The 26,007-nt window shown below is 58.5% G+C and carries 10 protein-coding genes and 2 pseudogenes; 9 read left to right on the top strand and 3 right to left on the bottom strand.

Translation table 11 applies throughout. The features are described from left to right. The first annotated feature begins 565 nt into the window (after positions 1-565). The 6 genes from nodD2 to AB7M16_RS25525 all read left to right on the top strand — a co-directional run bounded on the left by nodD2 (position 566) and on the right by AB7M16_RS25525 (position 8,917). Positions 566-1,558, top strand: coding sequence for a transcriptional regulator NodD2 (nodD2, locus tag AB7M16_RS25550; protein WP_453945440.1), 993 nt, complete (start codon positions 566-568; stop codon positions 1,556-1,558). Positions 1,559-2,463: 905 nt separating this feature from the next. Then, positions 2,464-3,168, top strand: a complete 705-nt coding sequence (locus AB7M16_RS25545; protein WP_453947265.1) for a MerR family transcriptional regulator — start codon at positions 2,464-2,466, stop codon at positions 3,166-3,168. Positions 3,169-3,467: 299 nt separating this feature from the next. Next, entirely contained in the window at positions 3,468-4,607 is a 1,140-nt protein-coding gene (locus tag AB7M16_RS25540; protein ID WP_453945439.1) for a branched-chain amino acid ABC transporter substrate-binding protein, read from the top strand. Between the two features lie 1,506 nt (positions 4,608-6,113). Continuing rightward, positions 6,114-6,476 carry a hypothetical protein gene (locus tag AB7M16_RS25535; RefSeq protein ID WP_036030678.1) on the top strand — a complete coding sequence of 121 codons (363 nt, stop codon included), beginning with the start codon at positions 6,114-6,116 and terminating at the stop codon, positions 6,474-6,476. Positions 6,477-7,460: 984 nt separating this feature from the next. Next, positions 7,461-7,706, top strand: a complete 246-nt coding sequence (locus tag AB7M16_RS25530; RefSeq protein WP_124163663.1) for a hypothetical protein — start codon at positions 7,461-7,463, stop codon at positions 7,704-7,706. 485 nt (positions 7,707-8,191) lie between these two features. Further along, positions 8,192-8,917: an outer membrane protein gene (locus AB7M16_RS25525; protein ID WP_124163664.1), complete on the top strand. Its 726-nt coding sequence runs from the start codon at positions 8,192-8,194 to the stop codon at positions 8,915-8,917. A 458-nt stretch (positions 8,918-9,375) separates the two neighbouring features. On the opposite strand, the pseudogene AB7M16_RS25520 reads toward AB7M16_RS25525, so the two are convergent. Continuing rightward, positions 9,376-10,408 (bottom strand): annotated as a pseudogene (locus AB7M16_RS25520) (IS110 family transposase). A gap of 1,660 nt (positions 10,409-12,068) precedes the next feature. Here AB7M16_RS25520 and hemN point away from each other — a divergent pair. Both hemN and AB7M16_RS25510 read left to right on the top strand, forming a co-directional pair. Beyond that, positions 12,069-13,405, top strand: a pseudogene (hemN, locus tag AB7M16_RS25515) (oxygen-independent coproporphyrinogen III oxidase). Between the two features lie 1,693 nt (positions 13,406-15,098). After that, on the top strand, positions 15,099-16,652 hold the full coding sequence (locus AB7M16_RS25510) for a carbohydrate porin (protein ID WP_245333606.1): 1,554 nt from the start codon (positions 15,099-15,101) through the stop codon (positions 16,650-16,652). A gap of 960 nt (positions 16,653-17,612) precedes the next feature. Here the strand turns inward: AB7M16_RS25510 and AB7M16_RS25505 are convergent. Beyond that, positions 17,613-19,859 (bottom strand): hypothetical protein, encoded by a 2,247-nt coding sequence (locus tag AB7M16_RS25505; RefSeq protein ID WP_453945438.1) that lies wholly within the window; start codon positions 19,857-19,859, stop codon positions 17,613-17,615. 1,274 nt (positions 19,860-21,133) lie between these two features. After that, positions 21,134-22,852: an NEL-type E3 ubiquitin ligase domain-containing protein gene (locus AB7M16_RS25500; protein ID WP_124163668.1), complete on the bottom strand. Its 1,719-nt coding sequence runs from the start codon at positions 22,850-22,852 to the stop codon at positions 21,134-21,136. Positions 22,853-23,553: 701 nt separating this feature from the next. Here AB7M16_RS25500 and AB7M16_RS25495 point away from each other — a divergent pair. Beyond that, positions 23,554-25,383 carry an NEL-type E3 ubiquitin ligase domain-containing protein gene (locus tag AB7M16_RS25495; protein WP_158669164.1) on the top strand — a complete coding sequence of 610 codons (1,830 nt, stop codon included), beginning with the start codon at positions 23,554-23,556 and terminating at the stop codon, positions 25,381-25,383. Positions 25,384-26,007 lie beyond the last annotated feature (624 nt).

Raw genomic sequence — 26,007 nt, 5'->3', positions numbered from 1 at the left:
CGTCTCCTGGAGAGACACTGCCACGACCTCACAAGCCAGTGATCCGCTTGCGAAGACTTTTCCAGTTGTAAGCGTGGTGACTTCCCAGGTGTGGTTTGATGGGCTTGCGCTGCGTTCAGGGCTACCCCTGGCAATATCGCGGATAGAACACGCCTCCATTACAAATGTTCAGCTTGGCCATTAAAATGGCTTGAATCGCACATTGCGTCAGGTTGTAGGTTGACCGTCGCGACTTGCGCTGCACGACACAGCCGTCGACGGAGCGCTTTGGGGACCTCACGGCGCTCACGGATGCTGGGACGATCTGCCATCAGCGAGCTGAACGGACCAGCTACGTGGTCGGCCGAAACCGGCGAGACGGATCAGCTTGGAGGGTCCTGAAGCTTTCCCGCCGCGGCCGATCGGCTTACCGCTTGCTGTCCATTCTTGTGGTCATTCGCGAGCCTCTTGTCGTGATGGCCGGGTTGAGCCGATGTCCATTCGGGCGAGCCAGGACGATTGCTCCAAACGCAGCCGCCACCGCACGCTTTGTCGCAGCAAGGACGTTTGCGCCGGATAAGAAGAGATGCGTTTCAAAGGTCTGGATCTAAATCTTCTCGTTGCGCTGGATGCTCTGATAACTGAGCGCAATCTCACCTCAGCGGCGCGTAGCATCAATCTCAGTCAGCCGGCCATGAGCGCAGCCGTTGCCCGGTTGCGCTCATATTTTGGCGATGAACTGTTTGGGATGAGGGGGCGCGAACTTGTCTTGACCTCGCGGGCGGAAGGGCTCGCAGCTCCTGTACGCCAGGCGCTGGCGCACATTGAACTCTCAATCATGGCGCGAGACGTGTTCGATCCAGCTCGATCGAGCCGGCGATTCAGGATCGCCCTTTCTGATTTCATAACAGTTGTATTCTTAAAAAATGTCGTGGAGCGCGTCACACGAGAAGCCCCCACCGTCAGCTTCGAACTGGCGGCGCCGACCGCTGAGCACGAGGAGCTCCTCCGCCGCGGCGAAGTCGATTTTGTTATCCTGCCAGATTCTCTCATGTCCAGCGCGCACCCCAGGGCGGCCCTATTCGAGGAGAGGCTCGTCTGCGTAGGTTGCTGCACGAACAGGGAATTACAACGCGGGCTTACATTCGATCGATATGTGTCGATGGGTCACGTTGCAGTTAAGCACGGAGGCGCACCCCACACGCCAGTTGAGCAATCATTCTTAATCGATCTCGGTCCTACTCGGCGCATCGACATTCTCGTGCAGAGCTTCAGCATGATCCCGCCCCTCCTTGTTGGGACGAACCGCATAGGCACGATGCCATTAGGGCTCGTGAGGCATTTCCAAAAAACGATGCCTCTTCAGATTGTCGAGCTTCCGGATCCATTCCCCGTCTTCACTGAAGCGGTCCAATGGCCCGCACTTCACAACAATGACCCGGAAAGCCTGTGGATGCGGGAGATGTTGTTCCAAGAGGCCACGCGCATGGCAACTGCGAAAGAACACCCCGTCACCAGCACTCCGGAAGGAGCGGGCAGTGCCGGAAAATCCGCACAATCCGTCTCGCCGTTGCCTTAAGGAGGCTCGTGAAGTCTACGAACCTCACATTCCAACACTTGTCTCAGCACACACACAATTCCACCTACCTGGCTTGCTCTCCTTATCGCGGGATAAAGACCCTCCGGGCGCGCGGTTCATGAGACGTTCTTGATCTCTTTTGCGCGTTGGCGTTAGGCGCGATGTCCGAACCGCGGAATGTTGGCCTGGCTTTAGAGACGGACACGGAGCAGCACGTTTGCCCTTAGGCCAGGCGTTTACGTTGCAGCGCGGCCGCCAAGCGCGTCTCTCAAGAACGCATGGCCGGCACGGAGCTCCGGTCGTCAACTCTCCGAGTTAGTAGTTGCTCCCGATGAATGGAGGCGATCGGCCTCTTTGGAGTCGCAACAAAATGCATCGTGAGCATAGAGGTCGTCGATCATACAGACGAAGCAAGCATCCGCGCTCGCGTGTGGCCCTATGGCATCACTCTACAGTACACCGCATCTCCATCGCTCTGCGCCGCAGGTATGACTTCTTTTGGCCCTACCGCAGCCAAACGTCTTGACGACCTGCGCTGCCCTGGACCCAATTCAAACAAGGAGCTGAAGGTTGAAGCTATCCAGCGGCGTGTTCGATCCAGAAGAGCTTTCTGCCCTCGGACGACTTTATGACAGCGCCGTCGACGCGCTACCCCCATCGATGCGGAGTCCAGAGAATCGCACGGCAATCGCCAAGCTCATCCTGGAGCGTACAGTGGCTGGCGAGACTCAACTGGCATGCCTTGCGAACTTGTTGATCACCCTTTCCCCTCAGGGTTGATCCGCCGCCATTCTAAGGATAGTCACCACTCTCGCGCTGGAGAATGGAAGACGATTCAGGCTGACGCTAAGAAAGCAGCTTGAATCATACGTGACGTCAGGTTGTAGGCTTCAAAATTGAACAACATGAACAAACCTACACCAAGAAGGCGTCGATGGCGCATTGGCGAACTTGCAGAGGCGACCGGAGTAACGGTACGCACGCTGCACCATTATGAGCACACAGGACTCCTAGCAGCCACAGAGCGTACTGACGGCGGCCACCGGATGTATGACCGCGAAAGCCTGCAGCGGGTTCAGCAGATTCGCGCGCTGCGTGAGCTTGGCTTCTCACTTGTCGAGATCCGTAAAGCCATGGAGGGAACGACTTCTCTCACGGACCTGCTGCGCAAACATTTAGAGCGCATAGAACTTCAAGTCGCTCGAGCAACTCTTTTGCGCGACCGTTTGCGCAACATGACCATCGACGGCGAGGCGCAAGTAAGTGTGGATGAGCTGCCTGCCACTCTGAATGCCATGTCGCGAGTCGAGACGCGTAGTCAAACGTCCCGATGCATCTGCAATTTAGCTTCAGAGCGCGAGGACCGGTGGCGGCGAATCCGTGACGACCTTCGCGATTGCATGGATCGGAGCGAGCCCCCTTGCGGTGAGCGCGCAAAGGCTGTCGCAGTTGCAGCACGCTTGCTGATCAGCGAAATCGCCGGCGCCGATTCACGCGTTTCGATGATCCTGAAGGTACTTGCACGACTGAGCGCCCCCCGCGCTCTGGCTGGTTGGGATCCCTGCCTGATGCAATATCTCGATCTCGCCCTTGGCGGGTTGGAGGATTAGCCGTACTGACCCGTTCATGGCCGTTTCCACACGTCGGTTGAAGGCAACCTGACAATGCTAGGTTGACCGGCCGCGCTCTGATGCGGGCTGAAAGCTTTATGAGCTTAAGCGAACAGATGATCATGGCCCGCCGATGCGCGCTCCTGACGCACCCATGCCCCTTAAAACGGCTTGATCCGCACGTAACGTCAAATTGTAGACTCTCCGGAAATTGGAAGCTGGTCGAGCCAACGCACGGTTGGCTTGGAGCAGCCTTGACCTGCAGGGGTGTCTGATCACAACCACTTGGGATCACTTCAGTGAGCATTGAAGGCTATACAATAGCAAATACGCAGCGCGCTTCTGTTGCAAGTGCGGCGATTCTCTTCTGTGCTCTCGCCGCCCCGCTTGCGCTCGGTTCTGAAGTAAAGATCGCCGTGGCTGGTCCAATGACTGGAAGCAGCGCCGCGTTCGGCGCGCAAATGCGCGATGGTGCAGCTGCTGCGGTTGAGGACTTGAACGCTTCGGGCCTACTTCCGGATAATGCCAAAGTTATATTGAGGGTCGCTGACGACGCCTGCGACCCAAGGCAAGCTGTCGCAGTTGCGAATAAGCTCGCGACAGAGCGCGTCCTGTTGGTGGTTGGCCATTTTTGGTCCTCTTCGTCGATCCCGGCCTCCGACATCTACGCTGAAGCAGGCATCGTTCAGGTGTCACCAGGCTCGTCAACTCCTCAGCTAACAGAGCGCGGCCTTAAGACTGTCTTTCGGATCTGCGGGCGCGACGACCAACAGGGAACCGTTGCCGCCGAGTACATTCACGTGAACCATCCCAACGAGAACATCGCGGTGCTCGACGACAAGAGCACTGCTGGAAAGGGCATTGCCGACGTGGTCGAAGCCCAGCTTCATCGATTCGGACGACAAGTCAGTCGGCAAAGCTATGTTGCAGGTGAACGGGACTTCAGAGCGCTAGTCTCAAGAATGAAAAAGGATCGAGTGCGCGTCGCCTATATCGGCGGCTATCATACCGAAATCGGATTGTTTGTGCGCCAGGCATCAGATTCAAAAGCAGACTTCATAGTCATGGCAAACGATCCGCTGATGACCTCTGAATTCTGGGCGATTACCGGCAGCGCTGGGAATGGCACATTGTTTACCTTCATGCCCAATCCGGCCGGGAGTGCCAAGGCGGCCGGCGTGGTCGCCGGACTCAAAGCTTCCGGCCTGTCCGGTGAAGGCTACACGCTATACGCCTATGCAGCTGTGCAAGCCTGGGCAGAGGCGGTGAACCGGAGCGGCTCCTTCCATGCTACGCGGGTCGCCAGCGCACTTCGTTCACGGCCGGTCGACACCGTAATTGGCCCGGTCCGGTTCGACAAAAAGGGAGACAACTCGGCTTCTGGATTTTTGGTTTACCGCTGGCGCGACGGCCGTGTTGAACGTGTCAAGAAGTATTGATTGGCAGGCACCGCCGGCTCCAAACGCAATGTATCACGAATGACGAGACGCCCTCAGAACGTTATCGCAGCGATACTCGCTAGCTCTTTTATACTTGCTGCTTTCGGAGCGTTTTTCGCGTTCGCTGCGGCGCTCGCAGAGCTAGCTAGGGTCGAGCTGACGGAGGTGCTACGTCCGATGATAGACAAATAGCAGCCCCGTTGTCCCGATCCGTCCGGCAGCACAGGACCGCTGAGCGGTCGACTACAGTTCTGGCGGGTCTGAAGGCATGACCTTTCTGCCGCCAAGTGATTGAAGGTTCAGGGGGGAGGAACGGGAAGCTAACGAGTTTATAGTCACGCTATGGCTCAGATGGGGGCGCGTTCGCTACTTCGATCAAACTGACAGCCCGATCGCCATTGACGCATTCTCCTGTACCTATCATATCGCGCAAGCTCGGATCCACGCAGGGGAGAGAGAGCGGGACGGCATGAAGCAATCAGGACCCACCACATAGGCTATAGTCGGGTACGGTGGGTAACCACAGCTGGTGGATCGTAGGCGCCGACATTGCATGTCTGTCTCTTCGGCTTGGGACTACCCCAGAGCTTCAAACTATTCGCAAACGTGCAGCCCTGCGGCTTTTTCTTTGTCAATCATGATCGGTGATCAACGGATCAGCAGCCCTGCCCGACATCCCTTAGACGTTGCTCTGAGCCCAGACCGCGGGAGGCACCAATTAGCCGGCTCCGATGAAGGCGGTGAGACTGCTCGCGGGCGCTATCAACGAACTGGATGCATCCCATCAACACTTTCGATTTTACTAATTCCAGCCAAACACCGCATAAGTCGACGCCGGATTACGGAAAGAACAGTCCACGAATGTCTCGTGACAACGATTCCTTGCAGGTTGGTCGTAGCCCAATTCGTGTCTGTCGTGGCTGCACCACGCAATGTTTGACAACGAAACACGCGGGGCACCAATGCAGTGCGATGAGCAACCGCAGGCGGGCGCGCAGCCTATCACGTTGTCGTCTCTCGCCTTTGCGATGATACTTGGCGGCTCTAAGAAGACAGCTTTCACGCGCACTGTTCGGCGAAGGTAAATGCGTCCGCAGCATAGAACTCGGGCAGGTGAACTGTCCTTTGCACCGGTGCGGGCCGGACTTTTCGCTCTGACCAGAGCCGATAGCATCAACAATCCAGCCGTGTCGCCGCGGCTCCAAGCAAGGCAGTACAACCACCTGTGTGACCCCGACTGGAGTCACTGCAGTTATCCGACACGCCGGACGGCTCGATCACGGTCCAATAGACTTCCGGGCCATCTACAACGCTTGTCGGCTTTTCCATATACGCCCCCTTCCCCTTTGCGATCCTGTCGCGGGACATGTGTGCCGCCCTGTTTGGGGAGCGTGCGCACCTCCTGTGCAACAGCGATTCGTCGGCCGACGCATCCGGCGTCTGGCGAACGGGAAACGACTACCCTTATTCCGCCTGTCTTGCATTTCACCACTTTGGAGAAATACCGTGAAACTTGACCCTTCCAATTCACGCATACAGGATCTCGAGGATCGCATCGACCTGCAACTCGACATCGTGGCCGCGCTCATGCGCGAAGAAGGCAACGAGCTCGAAGCGATCCGACTGCTCAATGCACTCATAGGCCAAATGATTACGGCGGAGCTGGAGCTCGGCCAGCGTGGTGATACGAGCACCGGTGACGGACGAATGCGACTGTTTCGAGACCGTGGCGTTTACCAGCCCGAGGACCTTCAGTTCTTGGGACGCCTCTTCGATCAAACTGTGGCAGCATTACCGGCAGCGCTACGAACTTCCGTCAATCGAATGACGATCGCCAAGCTGATTTTTTCACGTGCGGCGGCGGACTGAACTTCCATTTGGCTTTTTCTGGGTTGACGGCGCTGACCGAACGTTTATCGCTGGACTGACATCGTGCCAATGTCGTCCGCACCAGATGGAGGGTATGCGGCTTATGGGCTACCCGTCCATAAGCGGGTCGCTTCCGCTGGCTTTCTATATCGCAACTGCTCGCGACGTTCGAGAGCAGGCTCGCTTTATCTCGCACCGCGGACGACACAGTTACGTTCGATCTAGCAAGACCTTGCTGTTCCTCGACGCCTGTGGCCACCAAGAGCTGATAGCGCGGAAGCGCAACCCAACACATACGTTCGAGACACCGGACGGCTATCGCCGCTTCCGACCGCTCCCTGCGCCGACCTTCGAACTCGCTACATGTATCAGATACGATTCCCAAAGCAGCCCTAGGGGATGTGGCGCTTCTTCTTCCGATCAAGATCTACCAGATAAGGCAGCTACGACATGTTGGATGTGTGGTACCCTTGAAAGCTAATGCTCGGAACAGGGCGATCAGCCACTCCGCACGTTAGCAATCTTTCCGCGAGGCACCCCGATATTGTCCGCCGCGCACTGGTGGCGCTGAGACGCGGCGCGCACCACCTGTCCGTATCCGAGAACCTCACATAGCTTTCCGAGATCACAATATTGCGGTTGGGCCGCTCACGTCAGGTTAGTCGTGACTGGCCTGGCGCGGATCTTCCGATTGCAGGAAGAATATCCACAATTTATTGTCGACGCCAATCAACTGCGCACTACGGTAAAGAAGCGCGCTAGAATCCCTGCTCGTTTCACTCCTTTCAGAATTATTCGACTGCGCCTGGCAATACGACATTCGGTCATCCGACTTTCAACAACGATCTATAAACTTCCCTGAAGCACCGAGAGCAGCTCGATCGGGGGTCTGCACGCTGATGTCTCGCTTGCTACACGTCACGAAATCTCGGTTAGCTGTTGGGAGGGTACTCCCTTGTGTCAGGATGTCGAGGAGTGTTTTAGATGGATCAGTTTTCTTCCGACCAAGTGCAGGTGCCAGATGCTGTCGTGAGCGTCGCATTTGACAAGGCTTGGGGCTTCGTCGAGAAGGATCCCTTGCTGGCACATAATCTCAAAGCCGTCCTTCATAGACGATTGCGCACTTACCTTGAGTGTTCGATAAGAAAAGGCGAACGGAATACTCTGAATCTGGCAAACGAGGCGATACGCAACTTGCGTGCTGAACTCGCACCGTCGACCGACCAATGAGCGCTTGCAGCCGTACCGCTGGGAGCGTCCGGCTTGGTAAACGCATCTAACGGGTCTATGCGATAGGCAAATCGGGTCAGAGCGTAGTCGAGCAGACTTTCCTCTACTCATGCTCTGCCCGGCGCGCCCGTAATCAAGGCCTTCATTACCGATCTGTCTGAGCCGTCAGCATGCACGAAGTGTGTAAGCGCGGCCTCGTCTTGCCGTTTGCAACAGAAGGAGCCAAGCACCTCCCAACTTTGCAGTCGCATCGCACGCCATCATGAACGGCTCGTGTCCAAAGAAGGGCCCCGCGAGGCGCCACTGCCGGGCCGCAGCGTCTCGATGGCTGTGGAGCAGCGGCATTTTGCGCGCTCCGCAATCTGACGCCGCGTACGATTGGACACATTTCTTTCCAAGACATGTTGTGCGGCAGTTACAGCAATTCGCGTTCATATTGATAAACGCACGGCGCCGGGGGGGCACCGAAAGGAAACGACACTCGAATGAAAAACATTCTGATTCTGACTGCAAGCATCGGCGCACTCGTTGCGGCCACTCCCTCCTTCGGCACGGACTTGGCCGGGCAGCCTGTCAAGGTCAAAGCGGCACCGCTGCCGGCCGCGGCCCCGATTACCGATTGGTCCGGCTACTATATCGGTGCAAATGGCGGCTGGGGAACGAGCCACAATTGCTGGGATTTCAATGGCGCCACTCCCGAGGGCTGCCACAATTCGACTGGCGGGACCATTGGCGGCCAGATTGGCTATCGTTGGCACATCTTCAACATGGTCTACGGCATCGAAGGTCAGGGCAACTGGGCCGACGTCAACGGCTCCAATATCAGCACCGCCTTTCCGGCAAGCACCGTTGGCACCACGACAGATGCATTCGGTCTACTCACGGGCCATATCGGCTACGCGTTCAATGCCGTGCTACTATACGGCAAGGGTGGTGCTGCGGTGACCAGCAACACCTATCAGGTCAACTCGTTGGCTACTGGCACCGAGATTGGCAAAAGCAGTGATGTGCGTTGGGGTGGCGTGCTGGGCGCCGGTGCCGAAGTCAGCCTCACGCCGAACTGGTCAGCTGGCGTCGAGTATAACCACTTGTTCATGCAGCGCAGCAACATCAGCTTCCCAGCGGCTCTTGGTACGGATCGCGTCCACCAGGATGTCGATCTCATCACCGCACGGCTCAATTACAAGTTTGGCTCGCCCTTTGCTAGATAGAGACCTCCACGCGGTCGCGTGAATCGGACCCCGGCCAGCGGTCGGGGTTCTTTCGCGAGTTGATCCCACAAAAACGGCAATCATGACATTGGTAGGGAAGGCGACAGCACCATTTGCGAAGCAGGGACACGAGGTGACTTACAGCAAGAAATGCAGCTTACCTCGGCGGCCCCTCGAGTCCGGCCCTCTCAGGGCCATGTGTGGACGGCTCCGGGTTGGCAAGGAGAATCCTCACGTCGCAGATTGGTCGGAGCAGCCATGTGTTCGGCCTGTTTGTGCGGTTCACATGACCGCTGGCCATAATGCCCTCCGCGGATCAGGTCCCGATCAAAAGCACGCATTCGAAGATGCCGTGGCCCGTATGGGTTGTCCTGATCGCCGGATCGACCGGCGCTGCATTACGTGCTGTTCGCCCTCCCAACCGTTACGTCACGCCGGCGATGTCGGCGCGATCTCGTTTAGGCCGCCAGCGCGGCCGGCTCCTGGTAGCGTTCGTTCCTCGCCATCATCGCCCAGGCCATCCTGGCGAGCTTGTTGGCAAGCGCGATGGCCGCGACCTTGGTGGGCCGGCGGGCCAACAATCGCGTGAGCCATGGCCGATGATCGGTGCCATGGATCTTGGCGTAGCGGATTACGGCGAGCGCGCCAGCCGTAAACAGGCTACGCAAATAGCGATCGCCCTGCTTGCTGATGCTGCCAAGCTTGTCTTTGCCCCCGCTCGAGCTCTGCTTCGGTACAAGCCCAACCCAGGCCGAGAAGTCTCGTCCCGATCGAAAAGCTCTAGGATCAGCAATGCTCGCGACCAGAGCTGTTGCCAGCGCCGGCCCAACGCCGGGGATCGCGTCCAGCCGTTTGCTCGTCGCGCTTGATCGATGCCAGGCGATGATGCGCCGGTCGAACTCCAGGATCTGGGCCTTCAGCGCGCGCAATTGCCCACCGAGAGCAGCAAGACACATCCGGGCGCCCTCCGGGACTCGGTCTTCGGCTGTATCGGCGACGACTTCCAGCAGTTGCTCGACACCCCCGCGCCCGACAGGGGCGACAATCCCGGACTCGGCGAGATAGGCGCGGATTGAATTGATCACGGCAGTCTGCTGGCGGATGAAGAGGTGGCGCGCTCGGTGAAGCATCAGACAGCTCTGTTGTTCAACCGTCTTGGTCGGCACGAACCCCCATGTTGGGCCTCGTCACCGCCTCGCAAATCGCCTCCGCATCAGCGCTGTCGTTCTTCTGCCGCTTGACGTAGGGCTTCACATAGGCCGGAGGCATCAATCGCACCGCATGCCCCAATGCCTGCAACTCGCGGGACCAATGGTGTGATGATGCGCAAGCCTCGATCCCTACCAGGCAGGGCGGCAGCTTCTGGAAAAACGTCAGGACTTGCCGGCGCTTCAACTGACGGCGGATGATCACCTGGCCAGCTGCATCAACGCCGTGCACTTGGAAGACTGACTTCGCGATATCCAGACCGATGGTCGAAATTGGCTGCATAGGGCTGCTCCTCCGAATCGTGGGAGCCTCAAACGGCGCCCACACCTTGGCACTCTCGTGCCGGTGGAGGAGCCGTCCACAGCATCAAAAGCGCAGCCCTATTCCAGCCCAGTCAAGTACAAAGTTCGGCAGTTGATGGGACGGTCTACACACGACGCTCGTTAAGGACCTTGACCTGACTGCAGCTCCGGCCGCCCCATCCCCACTTAAGCCCCTTGCGGAAACACAACTAGGCCGCACCTGATGCACAACTTATGAAGGGCTCGGTGGAAAACGGCGAAGAGCTTAGCCAAGATCGTTGAGGCATGATTTCTCCGCTCTTCGCGATCATCTCGCTGCTCTATGCGAGCGTTGGTGAGGCGGGTGGTACTGCATTTCTGTTGCTAATAACTTTCATTGGTATGCCACTGCATTGTACAACAGAGGTCGGGTGGGGCACCCACTTTCGCCTGATCAAGCGCTTGCCGCAATCTCCTCGACGCCTGGGTAGGCTCAGCTCGCATTCGCGCAAGAGCATCTGCAGGCTCGATTGGTCTACCGAACCACAAACTTCCTCAATCCATTGTGACCGGACTGGAATACCAGGATGGGAACGCATTCATGCAATGAAAAGCCGCAAGCTCTCCACCCCGATCCTGCATAGACGGCTCGAGCTCGCAGCATCGAGAACATAGTGACTGGATGGTCGACGCCTGACCAGGCGGCCTATGTGACACTGAGAGCTGCAGGTGCATCACATCGACGCGACGCGAATGAAGGCTAACGGAGTAGATATGCGCGTCTGGCAGCGATCGATAGCTGCAAAGGCTATGTCCAAAGAAAACTACCCAGCTGGTCAGGCAGAATAGACCATACAGATAGTGTTACATCTGATGTATCTGGCCAGAATTCGCTTTGCCATCAGCAGAACGTCCACAACCGTTGTGAGTTGGTGAGCTGCATTAGACAGGAACGAGACGCCGCCGAACCAAGGCGCCCCGACGCACTCGGCCGGGGGGCTGAAAGTGCGCCGGGTTCGCCCCAACATCATCAGTACATCCGTGATGATGCTTGTGGCAATGAGACAAGCAGCGTGGCGGAATTGAGGCTTATGCTTCGATACTAGAGATCAAAGCGAGTTTTCGTCGGCTGCGCCGACAGACTTGAATCGCACGTCGCGTCACGTTGTACTATTGCGCTCCTCTCGCTCTCATCCAGCAAGCAACTTGTCTTCCGTGGCACGCCGGCCCTTTGACGGGAGGCATCCTTTGAACCCTGTGAGCAACCAAATCGGCTTTTGCTTGGAAACACCGGTTTGAAAATATGCGCCAGCTCAGCTGCTTCTGGTGAGACCTGCAATCCCTGTTTTCGTCGCAGAATGAGCAGCCCTCAGCGAATGCGGAAACGACGTGCCCTCGTATGAGCGATTGAACGTTGCGCAGGCTCGTCGGGCACGTCTAGTCGCTTCTCCGTGCTCGCACGAGAAATTCATATCCTAAACGTTCAGATAGCCGCCAACGAGCGACTCTCACTCCCTCACCCTGCCCCTAAGCCGCGTTTGCAGTAACATCGAAAACGGGACCAGATCTCAGAAACCACTAGGCGGGTTTGACATATCGCAAAGACATTAGAGAGGGTATTCGTCAGCTTTATGCTGGCCTGAGCATTGGAAAGTTAGGACTTGCCGACCTCCCTTCTGAACAAGTATTGCGATGCTCGCCTGCCTTGGTACACCATCTATCCAACCGTACCGGATTTCTCCGCGTGGTCGGTGCCGAGACTTGTGAGACATGGCTGAGGCGACTGCCGCCCGACGAGCCCGTATCGCTCTACATCCACGTTCCGTTCTGTCGCTCTATCTGTTGGTATTGCGGCTTCCCTACAAGCCTCACTCGCAGCGAGCGACCGGTCCGCAATTACTTGGCAGCGTTGCGAGAGGAGATAGGCTTGGTCGCAGAGCAAGTGCCGCGCGCTCTGCCGGTGAGCGACGTGCATTTTGGCGGCGGGACGCCGACCACCATTGCACCGAGCGATTTTCTCGCCTAGATGGAACTCCTGCGCCACTGCTTTGCGTTCAAAAAATCAGCTACCATCGCCATAGAAATCGATCCGCGTGGGGTCACGCCCGAGATGGTCGAAACGTTACAAGCGGCCGGGGTCAGCCGCGCGAGCATCGGCGTGCAAAGCTTCGATCCTATAGTTCAAAGGTCGGTCAACCGCGCGCAGAGCGAGGTGCTGACGGCTTCTGTCGTCGAAACTCTACGCCAGCATGGGATAAACCGCATCAATTTCGACCTTCTCTTCGGACTACCGCATCAAACGGTGCGGTCCTGCGTCGACACCGCGCGGACAGCTCTGGCCATGCGGCCAGACCGGCTTGCAGTTTTCGGCTATGCTCACGTCCCCTCCTATATGAAACGTCAACGCCAGCTCGATGAGACGGCGCTGCCGGACAATATTGCCCGTGCTGAGCAAGCCGCGGCCATAGCAAATACCCTGGTCTCGGCCGGCTATCGCCAGATCGGGCTCGACCATTTCGCCCTGCCCAACGACGAGCTCGCCCTGGCGCAGAAAGCTGGTCGACTGCGGCGCAACTCCCTCGGTTATTCGGCTGATACCACCAAAACCGTAATCGGCTTAGGTCCATCCGCCATCGGCCGTTTGCGTGAGGGTTATGTGCAGAACGAGATCGCGACCACTTCCTATTACGAACACGTTCGAGCCGGCCGCCTGGCAACCTCAAAAGGCTATTGTCTGTCGGCTGAAGATCGCCTCCGCGCCGCAATCATCGAGCGTCTAATGTGCGATTTGCACGCCGACATACCAGCGATCTGCGCTGCTCACGGATTTGATCCGATTCCTCTTCTCAAGTCTGCAGGCCGGCTGGGAATGCTTGCCGAAGACGGGATAGTGGACATTGAAAAGGGCTTAATTCGGGTCAAGCAGGAGCATCGGTTCGTCGTTCGTGCGGTTGCTGCCGCATTCGACACTTATCTCGACCGTACCCCCATTAGCTAAGCCATGCCTCGAGCGGAGTTGAAGACTCGAGTACACCTGCAGCAGTCTCGGCCTCAAGGCTCGGCTTTCTTCGGTCCTGCGATCATTGGCGCGCCTCCGAGAGAAACAGGCCGTTCTCGTTTGGACCGGCCGAAGGGTTTCCTGGCGCTGCTTGAACAGCCCGGGCTGCCGACAAAGCAGTCGCGGGAGCAGCAGATGGGAGAGGAGTTAAACTCTGCAGCGAGTCGATCCGCGAGGTCCGGATCGTGATCTGATCCAGGATCCCTTTTAGGTCATCACGCTGGGCAACGGCCCGGCGCTTGAGTTCCGCGATCTCATCGTCAGCTTTCTGTTGCGCCTCCCTTATCTCGGACTGAACCTGTCTCCCCTGGTGACGGGCTCATCTTTGAAGCGACGTCCTGCACTTCTGGCGACTCGACAAATTGTTCAAAATGACCCAAAGCCACGCGCCAGAAGCGAGCCGACGAGGACAAGCGGCAGCATCAAACCGGCGAGAATCCGTCTTGACGGCCTGTGCAGGAGCGGCCGCACGTCTGAACCGGCCGCTTGAGCAATCGACTCCATTGCTCCTCCCTCAAAATCCCTTCCAGCAGGTTTCTTTGTCGACGCGAGAGCCTACGATGCTGACGCGCTTCTAAGGGCTACTAGCGTCCACAATAAGCAATCTCGGCCACCTTCCCGATCGGCTGCTCCTGCTTCGATGCTATCCCCTTCAGCAACTCGACAATTTGCGCTCGTTCTCCATGATACAGTCCCGCAGCGAGCAATGGTTGTCGTCGTTTGGCCATGGCGATGGCGCAGCATTTTTTCCTCATTCAGAGGAATATTGCAGATTTTCTCGAGCGTCGCACGAATGCAAATCGTCCGCGGCTTCCTGCATTGTGTTGGATAGAGCAGCCTCGCCTCAGGCCTTGACGACATCACAAACTTCATCCGGGACACGCCACATAGGCACAACGGCTGAACGGCCGACCCGCAATGGCCGATCGGACTAGCTATCATTGCAAACTGTTCAACTCCCAATTCCGGCGGGTTGCTTGAGATGACGGATAGATGGCAAGCGTGACCAACGAACGCCGCGCACGTCATGGACTCCGATGCAACACAGATTTTGCACTGACAACCGCGGTAACAGAGCCAGCAACGTGCTCGCAGATTGGCGGCAAAGCCGCTGTATGGCTGTTCCCTCCGGCCTCCTGGGCCATCAGGTTAGACCTTCTGGTGTGATTGCCGGACGCGCAAATTCAAAGGCGCCTCGGCGAGCTTGGCGATTTTCTCGTCTTTCCGTGACAACGATGCCAATGAAGCGCTTCGTGAAGCCTGGTCTCACCGCCAAATCGGCTGACTCAGGTGAGCAAAGTGGAGATTCGCAACGCTTTCGTGCCCATTGCAGCGAGGCGCTGCGCGCTCGTGATGAGCATCTTGATGAACCAACGCTCGGGGCTGGCTCTCGGCGCACCGGCCTCGTTCATAGCCGTGGTTGCGAAGCGGATCATCACGTCGCGAGCTAACAGCTTTACAAGGCGGGGATGGTTCTTGTCGGAACAATCGAGATCCAGCTCGCCGTCCTCGCCCTCGAACGAGAAAACCCTAAGAGCTTACCGTTGGCCAATCAGGCCGCAGCGCAATCTATTCATGGCCGGGAAAGATGAAAGCAAGGTGCGCCGTGCGTGATTGCTTTCTTGAGACGAGTTTGCCGTGGGGATACCCGGCGGCCAAAGCACTTTCCTTTAATTTAAAGCCGAGAGGAAAGCAACGTTGGCTTCTTATCGCAGTTTCGCTCGCAGCTTATCTGGTCGACAATTCCGTACTGGCACAAACCGCCAGCGGGTTTGATCCTAGGAGCCACCCTGTGGATCAGGCCAGCAAAAGACGAAAGGCTTCTGATCCGGCCGAAAAGCTCCGGATGGGCCTGGCAACCAGCCCTCGTGCCCCGGCGCCAGCACCAAATCCCGGTGCGTCTTTCGAAAAGCGCGCTCGTGCGGACAGAGCTACTCAGACTAGAACGCAAAAGACGGTCGATCCCCTCGCACGGTACGACAATCTGCGTGAAAAAGGAGTGTGGTTCAACATACCTGGCGCTGTGGACACGATCGATCAGGACAAGGGCGGCGTTAGATCAGCGCTTGCAGATGTCGGCATCGGCTACATCGGCTGGACACACAACAGCTTTGCAAACAACCTGCTGCCGAATGCCGCCAGAAGTATTATCGCAAACCAGCTCTATATGGGCCAGAATCCGACCTTCGCGTCGGCAAACTTCATGATCGTCACCTACGATCTCAGCCGGCTTGGCATTTCCGACGGACAAATTGTCATAGGGGCCGAGCAGCAACACTGGACATGGGATCGCCCGGGACCAGATCGAGTGGGGCTCAATACGCTCGCCTACTACCAGACTTTCTTCGACAAGACACTAGAGCTTAAACTCGGCTATCTCAGAAACCAAAATGAATTCACCGGCACATTGTTCGGAGGGATTACAGGATCGAACATGTCTGCCTTGTTCCAGGGGGGCATGAGCACCAATGCCGCACCGACGCCCGCGGTCAATCTGAAGTACAATTTTGACCGTGGCTTGTACAACAAGGTCTCCGTCCAGCGCTCAATTAGCCCAGATGGTCCCTATGTCCAGATAACGGAGAATCCCACGGGCTTGAACTGGAGCACGCCCCATGCAGGCATTCTTCTCATTGATGAAGCCGGCTACAAGAGCAAGGCAGCTCCCGGCGTACCCGATACGTGGCTGCGGGCGGGCGTTGGTTTCAACACCAGCCGGTACACGAGTTTGACGGATCCCAAGCGAGGGAGGGAAAGCGGGAATAACTTTCACTACATCGCTGCGGACAGGCAGTTCTGGCAGAACGACCCCGATGGGATCCCATCTCGCGGGATCTATGGCGGCTTCTCCATTATGGAAGCTCCGCCGGACCTGAACAGGATCAGCCGGTATTCTGAGCTTCGTCTTTACGCCAGGGGAGCATTTGACAGTCGGCCCAGTGATCTGATTGCACTCGTTGCTAGCAACACGAGCTGGAGCAAATTTGCGGTGGATGCTGCCCTCGCCAAAGGGCAGCTTGCGCATCGCGACACAACAGCAATCACCGCAACATATACCGCCCATCTCGCTCCGGGAATATATGCAGGGGTCGGACTGTCATACATTCATAACCCGACAAGCATCACGCACACACCCCAGACTAAAGACGCGCTCAATCTGTTGCTATCTACGTTGATATTCTTCTGATCATCGCAACCGCCATTGTGCTACCAACTCCTCGTGACCCGAGGGACTTGAGCTTGGCGATCTCTTTGAAAGGATCCGCCGCATCTGCGCTAGCCAGGCATTGTTGCTCGGCTTGACGGAAAGTCGCTGACCCGGCGGTGACGTGCGCGAGTTCAGCGGGGACGCGAATAGCAACAGACTCATTGAAGCATTAAAGTATCTACGGACCTTTCGCTCGACGGGGGCGTCGTGCCCATCGTGCGTCCAAGGCGCACTCGCGCTAATCTCAATCCTTCCCCACAGAACCGGACTCTCATCAAGCCCGAAGACGCCATACCCACGGACACGCATCGATGGCGCCCCTGTGCAGGACCGCACGCCGCACGAGGCTAATCGGCACGAGGAGCATCAGGGTGGGCAGGATAATACGCCCATACCTCGGCTCTCCACGAAGGACAGGTCCTTGTCGGTCCAGAGCAGCTTCTTAAGAGCAGCTTCGCTGCCTACTGGATCATCTGGGCGACCAATCCATACCCTTGCCATGTTCCGTCCCTTCGCAGGAGCTTCAGCAGCTCGAAAGGACTTACGTGACGAGCTTCAGCGGCAATGGAAGGATCCCCTGGCCTCTCGTTTTCGTTGATCCAGAAGAGTTTACTGTTGATGAGGAGCAGTTCTCGAGGGGGGCTCGACGCAGAGCAGGGCTCTCGGGAGGAACCCTCGGGTAAGCGTTGCAGGAGGGCCCTATCGATCGGGGGGCACACGGCGTTGGCGAGAGACAGTCGTCTTCGAGACCAACCTCCTGTCTGAGTACGAGCAGTGGAGTTGTAGCACGATAAACCGACCGCCAGCACCATCGCCAACGTCACGCCTCAGCTCTGCAATCTACATCGACTGGATGCATGGCCCATCAAGCGCGAAGTGAGCGAAGGCCGCGCGCGAACTGCCCGCCGAGCATTTGGAAATGCAGCCAAGTTTGATTCTTCAGCCACGTTCGGGATAGGCGCGAACGCGCCGGCGTCCCTCGCTTTCCACCAACTCGCCCCTATAAGGCACTCCACGGATAGCGAAATAGGTCGGGCGCCCAACTTCGGGCATGATGCGCTGGCCTTCAAGGACGCGGACGAGGTAATCGGGCAGGAATCGCTCCCGGTGCTCCCATCCGCCCCGAATCAAGTACCCAAGATCGACTGTACCTTCGTCGGGTCGCGCGGCCCTGACGATCTGCGGGGGACGATAGAGGGGCTGCGATGGGCCAGCCTCGTTTATCCCGCCAGCGCGCGGGTGGTGGATCAGGCGAACATCCATGGGGCCTTCCGGCCCGACAGTCGCGGAATAGTGCTCCCCATTGATCGCGAACTGACTTGGCCCGAACTGGTTTGGCAGCAGATTGATATTGCTCAATACTTCGATCAACACGTCTGAAGCCGCCTTGGAGCCGTGGCGCCAGTCGGCGCCAACGATCGCTCCGATATCCCGCAGCTCCGGAGCCGCCCCCGGCGGTCCTGCGAACCACGAGGTGGCTGCAAATCCAGGTGCTGGCGCAGAGCGCGCATCGTCACGCAAGTCGTGCGGTGTGGGTGGATCGAGATCAACGAAGGAATCGAGGCCGCCGTAGATGTTTGACGATCGGGGCCTCACCGATGACGGTGATGCGGGTTCTTGCATTTGTTGCCCAAGCCAGGCCCAGGCTCCCTGGCTCGGGGTGGCCGGAGTAGCAGGAAGCTCGAGCGGCGGATGAGCTTGCGCGGCCCAGTGCGGCGCTGGCACTGGTGAGGCGGGTTCGTGGATTTGCTCGCCAATCCAATCCCGGGCTGCCGCGCTCGGCGTTGCCGGGGTTTCGGGAAGCTGTTGCGACGAACCGGCCTGCCAATCGCTGGGCGCTCGCATCGATGTGGTGGGCCCGTGGATCTGCTCGCCAACCCAATCCCAGGCTCCCGCGCTCGGGGTGGGTGGCGTTGCAGGAGGCTCCTGCATTGAGTGCGGCTGTCGAGCAGCTTCCCAAGAAGGCTGGCCCGGATCCTCAGGAGGCCGCAATCCAAGCGCCCTGTTCGCCTCCAGGATTTGCTCGTATTGGCCAAGCTTGACTAGATCAGGCTTGATCTTGCCGTCTTTGGTTTCGCGCCTGTATTCCTCGACGTCCCGGTCAAGCGCTGGGGTGGAAAGTCTGCCAGCCATTGCCGGCCGATCATGCGTCTGCAGCCACTCACTTAGCCTATACATGCGGCGAGCTTGCCTGTCGATCGTCTCCGGCTCGATCCTGTGCGCCGCCTTTTCCGCCGCCGACCACCTGTCGATGAGGATTGCGTCCGCGCGGTGAGGGGCCAGTCGGCGGAGATCAGGCGCCAGCGCGTTTCCGGCACCGACCTCACGGAGCTTCTTCAAGGCCGCTTTGATGCGTCTGCTTCTGTCCTTTGCGTAGGTATCGACATCCTCATCCAGCTCAGCTTCCAGCTGATGGTTTTCCACCTCCGGGTTGTCCTGCTGCGCGTTTTCTGATTCCCGTTGAATTCGATCCGCAATTGAGGGCCTGCCGGCGGTGCTCAGGCGCGCGCTCAAATGGCGCAAATCGGCTGCGGCATTCTTGATCGTGCCGTCGGTGAGGTTACCCGCCGCTTTGTTTCTGAAATCTCTTATCAGCACCTCGTCCTCCTCTGGGACAGCGCGCGTCCGGCCTGGCTGGCGAGCATAGTCAATGCGAAGAGTCGTGGAAAAGGCATCCCCCTGTCCCGCATTGCGCGAGTACTTTTCGCTGCTCCCGCCAAAAGCCTTGCCGATTCCCGACTTGAAGCGTGACCATAATCCGCCGCTCTTGCCGCTCTTGGCCGACGCGGCAGACTCTGCGTCTGGAAAGCTGTAGCGCGCGCTGCTGAACGGATCATCTCGCAAGCTGGACTGCGGCACTTGCGCCGAAGCGGGAAGCTGGAAGCTGGGAATGTCTACGCTCCGGCGCGTGCCGCCCAGCGCACTCTCCCTAAAAGCGGAGTCCGGCGGCACCCGCATCGAACCGCCGAAATCCTCCCGCCGGACTGCTCGACCCCCTCCTGCGGGAGCCCGATCAGGCGAATTTGAGTTGCTTTCATCTGACGGATCGAGACGCAAATCCTCCAGCCGCCGTTCAAAACCACGGTGCTCCCTTTGGTTGTCTCCTCGCTGCGCGGTCCGCTCTTGCAGGGCGGCGTACTCCCGCATCCAGGCTCCTGAATCGAAGAATGGGTCAACCGGATCCACCCTGCTCTCCTCATGTTTGTACAGGCCGGACAGCAATCGGTACGGCCTCGTAGCAGATCGTCTAGCAAGAAACAGATTGTGGATTGTTGTAGCCGCAACCTTTCGAAAAGCTGACGAGATCAGGACATTGCTGCGCGATTAACGGCCTCGCATCGGCCACCGCCTGGCGACAGGCGCTCCAATTTTTTCGCACCTCTTCGCCCGGCCTGTTCCAGTCGGCGAATTTTGTAAGCCGATGATACCAATGGATCGTCCTGTCGATCGTGTGAGCAATTCAAGCATCAGGCCCGGAACTCACTCAGCCGCTAAGACTGTCTAAGGTCATGCGTGACGAGCATCTTCTCCTCCTTCGCATCAACTTTGGCGCTGAGCTTATCCTGCGGGTGCTCTTCAATGGCGGACAGCGACCTCTCCTTGACGCAGACCGGGGGCGTTCTGGTGTCCTGGACTTCCATTTGTTGCTTTCGGCTGCGCTTGTGAGGGACCGAATTGGCCTACTGCGGTTTACCAGGTCTGGCGCTTTCGCTCGAATGCAGAACGTCCCTTTCGAAGGCTTACGGCGTATCCCCCGCTTCCCGGAAGACGTGGATCACATAGGGCTGCCCTTGAGGGAGCGTAGTCGCCTAGACGAGAGGAACAGCGAGTTCAGATATCAAATCGCCCAGACAGCTTTTTCAAGAAGATGTGCAGGTTGTCCTGAGTTCTCAGCAGTCATCCCGAGCGCCTCTCGGCGCTCGGGAGCGGACAGGCAGCGCGCAGTTCGAGGCCGAGCTTGGCAGGCCAGCTCGGCAAATGAAAATCCGGCAGGCTTCATTCGTCCCTTGACTGCGGAACCGCAAGGCTTGTCGTGCAGTCTCGGAAGCGCCTCGATCAAGCGCGTGCAGGACTTCGCCCGCATGACGGATTGGCCATCGTAAGCTGCGAATACGGTACTCCACCACTGCTTGCCCAGATGGATCTCGCTGGAAGGACTCGAAGTCAACTAGATCTGACGAACAGTTAACTCCCGCGTCAAACCAGCTGGTTGGTCGGCGCAGCGGCCTGTCTGGTCTGCTCAACAACTTCCGACTGACGGAGCTCTGGTCCCGAGGAGCTGTGGAGCTGACGCAGATATGCCTCGCCTTGCGCGCGCGTTTTCATCGCTCGGCAAGACCGAAAGGCCCGCATTTTCCAACCTGCAAAAGCACCTTCGCGGCAATTGGCGAGGCTTTGACGATCGACTTTTTGGTTCCGCCACAGAGCATTGATAGATATATCTCCGGCGTGAGGAGACCTCAGAGTTCGAGGCCGCCACGCTCGGCCAGCACACGGTGCATGACATCGCGTTTGATCTCGCTGGCGAGCTCGTTTCGGACTTGGGCTCCGAGCACCCGCTCGGCATCCGGATCGCCCAGAAGACCGTGCTCGCCCAGTCGCTGATCCAAGCGGGTTTGAAACTCCTCGCCCATGGCTTCGACGAGCCGGTCTTGCATCGCTTCATATTCATCAGGAGCGATTCGCCTCAGCACCGTCTCCCACGGTTGCCAGCGGGTTGCCATGTAGTCAGTAAACTGGTTCGCTTCTTGCTCGCGAACCGAGTCCAGTGCGCGCGCCGCATCATCGGATGTCACGTGAGAAACCGTCAGAAAGCGCATGTCAGGGGCGACGTGAATCAGCTCCAGCGGCTCGCGAAGAAGATTTTGATAGGCCAAGTAGACTTCAACGTCGTCTAAGTCCGGGTGGAGAGTGAGGAGCGCGTTGACCCTGTCGCGCGCGATGCCTTCCAGCGCGTCCAGGCGGAACGCAACGCGGCCGCGCTGGATGAGTTGGCCGAGCCTATCATCATACAACCCCTCCTCGACGTCAGCATTAAGGCGCGCGGTCCGCATACCGTTCCAGTGCAGAGTAACACGATCCTCGCAACTCGCGTTGGCTTCGGAAGCCTGTGTGAAAAACTGCTCGCGCAATCTCGGATTGGTCGCCGCCTGCCGCAGATCGTCCGCCACGGCCTGCCGAAACTCGTGATTGCCATAGTTGACGGTCCCACGTAACCTTTCTAGGAACCGGGCGTAGTCTTGGGCGCCAGGCTCATCCGCAAAGTGCTGCCACTCCGCTAGCGCCGTCGGATCGTCCCCGAGCCAGTGCGCGGCAGCCTCGTCCAGAGGCAGTTGCTCAAGATGGGGTGCTGCTAGGTGAGCGCGGACCTCGTCCGGGAATGGGTTATTACCGAACTCGACGTTCTGCAGCGGATGGCTCAAACTCCCCGGTAGGAGATCCTCGGGCAGGCTGGTCAGCCGGTTACCGCTGACATCGATCGATTCAAGCCAGCTCGGAAGGGTTTCGGGGAGATTGGCCAATTGATTGCTGCTGACATCGAGCTCAACGAGCCGCCATGGGAGGGACTCGGGGAGTTCGGTCAGCTGATTGCCACTAACCTCGAGTGAGGTGAGGCTGCTCGGGAGAGCGTCGGGCAACCTAGTCAGTCGGTTGTTGTTTGCGTTCAGGATCCCCAGCTCCGCCGGGAGGCTATCTGGGAGACTCGTCAACCTGTTATCGCTCACCTCTAAGCGATAGAGGCTCGCCGGAAGAGCGTCCGGCAAACTGGTCAACCGGTTGTGGCTAATAAAAAGTTCGTGGAGACCAGGTGGGAGGCTAGCGGGCAGGCTGCCTAGCTCGTTGTGCATGGCGCGGAGGTTCAGCAGTCTCGGCGGCAGGGCGTCGGGCAAAGCGGTTAAGGACAGGGATGACAAATCGACCAAGTGCGAGCGCATGTTGTCCGCAGCCCTGATTCGCGAGCGCCCCTGTCCGCGGCTCTCCGCTGAGCCCTGCCCCTCTTCGCCAACCCACTCGTCCAGGATCCGCGCGCGCGCGGAGCTGGGGGTCCGATACCCTGTCAAGCTTTCGACCAAATTTGCCAAGGCGCGGTTGAAGCCGCCGAGGTAGCTTTCCCGCTCCCCTTCTTCAAAATTATCCGGGGCAGAACCTGCGCTCCGCTGTGCCTGTCCTGTGTCCATCACCTTATCTCCCTCGTCAGAAACTAAGAAATCCGCGTGCCGCTGCGCAAGGCCGCGGAGCAGGAGTTTGCGCGCTGGCGCAATAATCATTCGAGCGGGCGCACGTGCGCCCGCGGCGGCCCGCCCTGGTCTAAGGCGGCTCAGCTTCACACGATTTGGAGGCGGCGAATGGATCGCTGCTGCTGCAAAGTTTGCTGCCATTCCGTTGGCCGATAGATCCAGAGGACCGCTAACGTGAAAGCGTTCTGCCGCTAGCACGGCCACCTGTCGATCAGCTGACGAGTCTCGCTGCAAAAACGCCCGAGTCACTCGGTTTGCCACCCGTAGCAAAGACCAGCGTTGCACCGATTGCCTTGGCAAGTGAAAGGGCGGCCGCGGAGGTGAGCGTTCGAGCGCCTGCCGCTCGTCGTTCTTCACGGACTCGGCCGAAAAGGGACCCCTGCCTGCCATTGACGTAACGCACCGTTGCCGCGCCCCGGGCTCGATGTTTAAGCCGCTGCCGCGTCGGTGCGGAGTGTAGGCGCAGCTAACGGACCGCCATGGATTCACTGTTCCAAATCGTTGCACCGAAATTATGCCTGCTTCGATGCCATCGCTGCGGTAACTGCGATAGGGCCGTCAGCTTGTCGAAAGAGTAGTGTCCTAGGTCCTAGATGGTGTCGTCACGGGCTGAGTTGGCCCGGTGTGGTAAGGGAGGTGAAATGGATCCTTTTGAGACAGGGCAAATTCGGCGTGACGGAGGCATTCCTTCTGCATCTTCCCAACAAGAGGGGGCGGAAGACGGGCGGGGGGCGCCACAGTGGGATGCATTCGTGACGGGTTTCGCAGCAAACTCCGGGCATTCAACCCATGCGGTGACCGAAGCAGACGAGACCCTTGAGAATTGGGCTTCTGAACAGCACGTGGGTCTCCTCGAGGACCGGGACGAAGCGGCAAGGCGGGTCAATGCTTTGGGTGAAGACGCCATGCTGGATCTCCAGTCGCTGTCCCTTACCAGTCTGCCCAGACTTCCAAGCGAGATCGTCGTGCTCGATGTGCCCTTCAATCGGCTTACCAATCTGCCTGACGAACTTCCGGCTTCGCTCCAGCGTCTTGATGTTAGTGGCAATCAGTTGAGCAGCCTGCCCGCGCTCCCGGGCGGGCTCAGAGGCCTCGACGTGAACTCGAACCGGCTGGAGAGCCTACCTGCCGTCCTACCTGCCGGGCTCCAATTTCTTTCCGCCAACCACAATCGGCTGCTGAACCTACCCGACTCCTTCCCTGCTTCGCTCCAATTTCTCCACGTCAGCGATAATCAGCTGACGAGTCTACCGGTGGCGCTCCCTGCTATGCTCGAGTTTCTCGACGTCAGCCAAAATCAACTGACGGATCTGCCGCCGGCTCTCCCAGCTTCGCTCCGGTTTCTCGACGTAAGCCAAAACCATTTGACCAGTCTGCCGGAGGACCTGCTGACGGCCTTGGGCGATGGTGGCACCCTAGTTCTGACTGAAAATCCGCTATCTGAGCAGGTGCTGGCGAACCTCAGTACAATCCTAGGCGCGGAGGGTTATGTCGGCCCGACTGTCCACCTTTCGCACGACGACGAAAGTGAATCGTCCGGGACAGACGATGAGCAGGCGGACGCTCTCGCTGAAACAGTTGCAGAATGGCTGAAGGGCAATCCACAGGAGGACGATCGGGAGGTGCTTGCCGCTTGGCAGAACTTTGCAGAAGAGCCGGGCGCTCGGGAATACGGGCTTTTCCTCGCCAAGCTGTTCGAGTCCGTCAGCTCTGGCAATGAAGGGTTCCGGCAATCGGTGGCCAATGATCTGCGTCAGGCGGCAAAAAACCCGCAACTGCGTGCCCAGTACTTTCAACTGGCATGGGATGCCAACCAGAGCTGCGAGGACCGCAGAACATTAACCTGGAACGGAATGCAGACGGCGCGCCTCATCGCGGAAGTCGAGAACGGGCTCTATGACAACAAGGCACGGCTTGCCGATCTCATCGAATTGGGGCGCGTCATGTTCCGCATGGACGCGCTCGAGGCGACCGCGCGCGATAAGGCTCACTCGCTCGCCTCGGTCGACAACGTAGAAGACATCGACGCCGTTGAAGTCTTTCTTGCCTATCAGAGCAAACTGCGCGAGCGGCTGGGACTACAACACGTCGCGCCGGACATGCGCTTCTTTCAAGTCTCCGGCGTTACCGACTCTGACGTTGACAGGGCAGAGACATCCGTGCGGGAGAGCGAGGCGGCCGAATTTGCCGACTATTTGGCAATGGATTGGCAGCCTTGGGACGATGTGATTCGCCGCATCGCACCTGAAGAGCATGCCAAGATGCAGGACCAGCTCATTGGTGCAATGGGAAAGGAGTTCGACAGCCGAATGGAGCAACAGCTCGCCGCTCAAGGCCTGACCGGGGCTGAAGCTGGCCTCGTCGAAGATGCCAAGCGAGTGTTGGGTGCCGCAGTTCGCAAAGAGATCGCCCGTGAGATCAAGGGGGCCCTGAGAGATAAGGTGCTCAATGAGCACAGCCTCGCGCTCTGAAGCCGCCTTGCCGTAGGATGCTGTTAATTTTGCTGCCGTTCCTCTGGTGCGCCGGTTGGTGGCCGAGAGGAATGCGTAATGCCGCATGTCGTCTATCAATGTTCGGAGCTGTCGCGAACTTTTGCATCCCCCCATTTAGTTTTGACTTCGGGAAGGACGAAAAAATGACCATCATCCCGATCCAACTGCTGTCTTTCCTCGCAAAGTGGCGCTTTGGACACCATGGAGTACCTGTTGTCGGCAGCCGTCGCCCGCGGCTCGCCCCACGCCGTGTTGAGCGCAGCTTGCCGGGCCAGGCTTCCCTGGGCAGCACTTCGCGTGCGCCCGTAAAGACCCCATCGCGGATTGCGCGAGACGCCCGCTGCAATATGCCGCTGGCCTAAGCGGGCCTTGGGTAATCGCGGTGCCCGGCCTTCGGAGCCATTTGAATCGTTCGCTGGGCAAGCCCGCCGACGACGGAAGAGCCGCTACAACCCCGTCACCGGCCCCATGCAGGTCTGCGCGCCGTGATAAACGCGTGCTCTTGCATCAGGGCCCTCCTTGATGAAAAAGTACGCATACGACGAGGACCGCCTGATTGACGCATGCGCGCGGGTACAGTTAGTTCTATGATCGGCGGGGTGA

Source organism: Bradyrhizobium sp. USDA 372, assembly GCF_053629095.1.
This window is presented reverse-complemented; position numbering and strand designations above follow the sequence as displayed.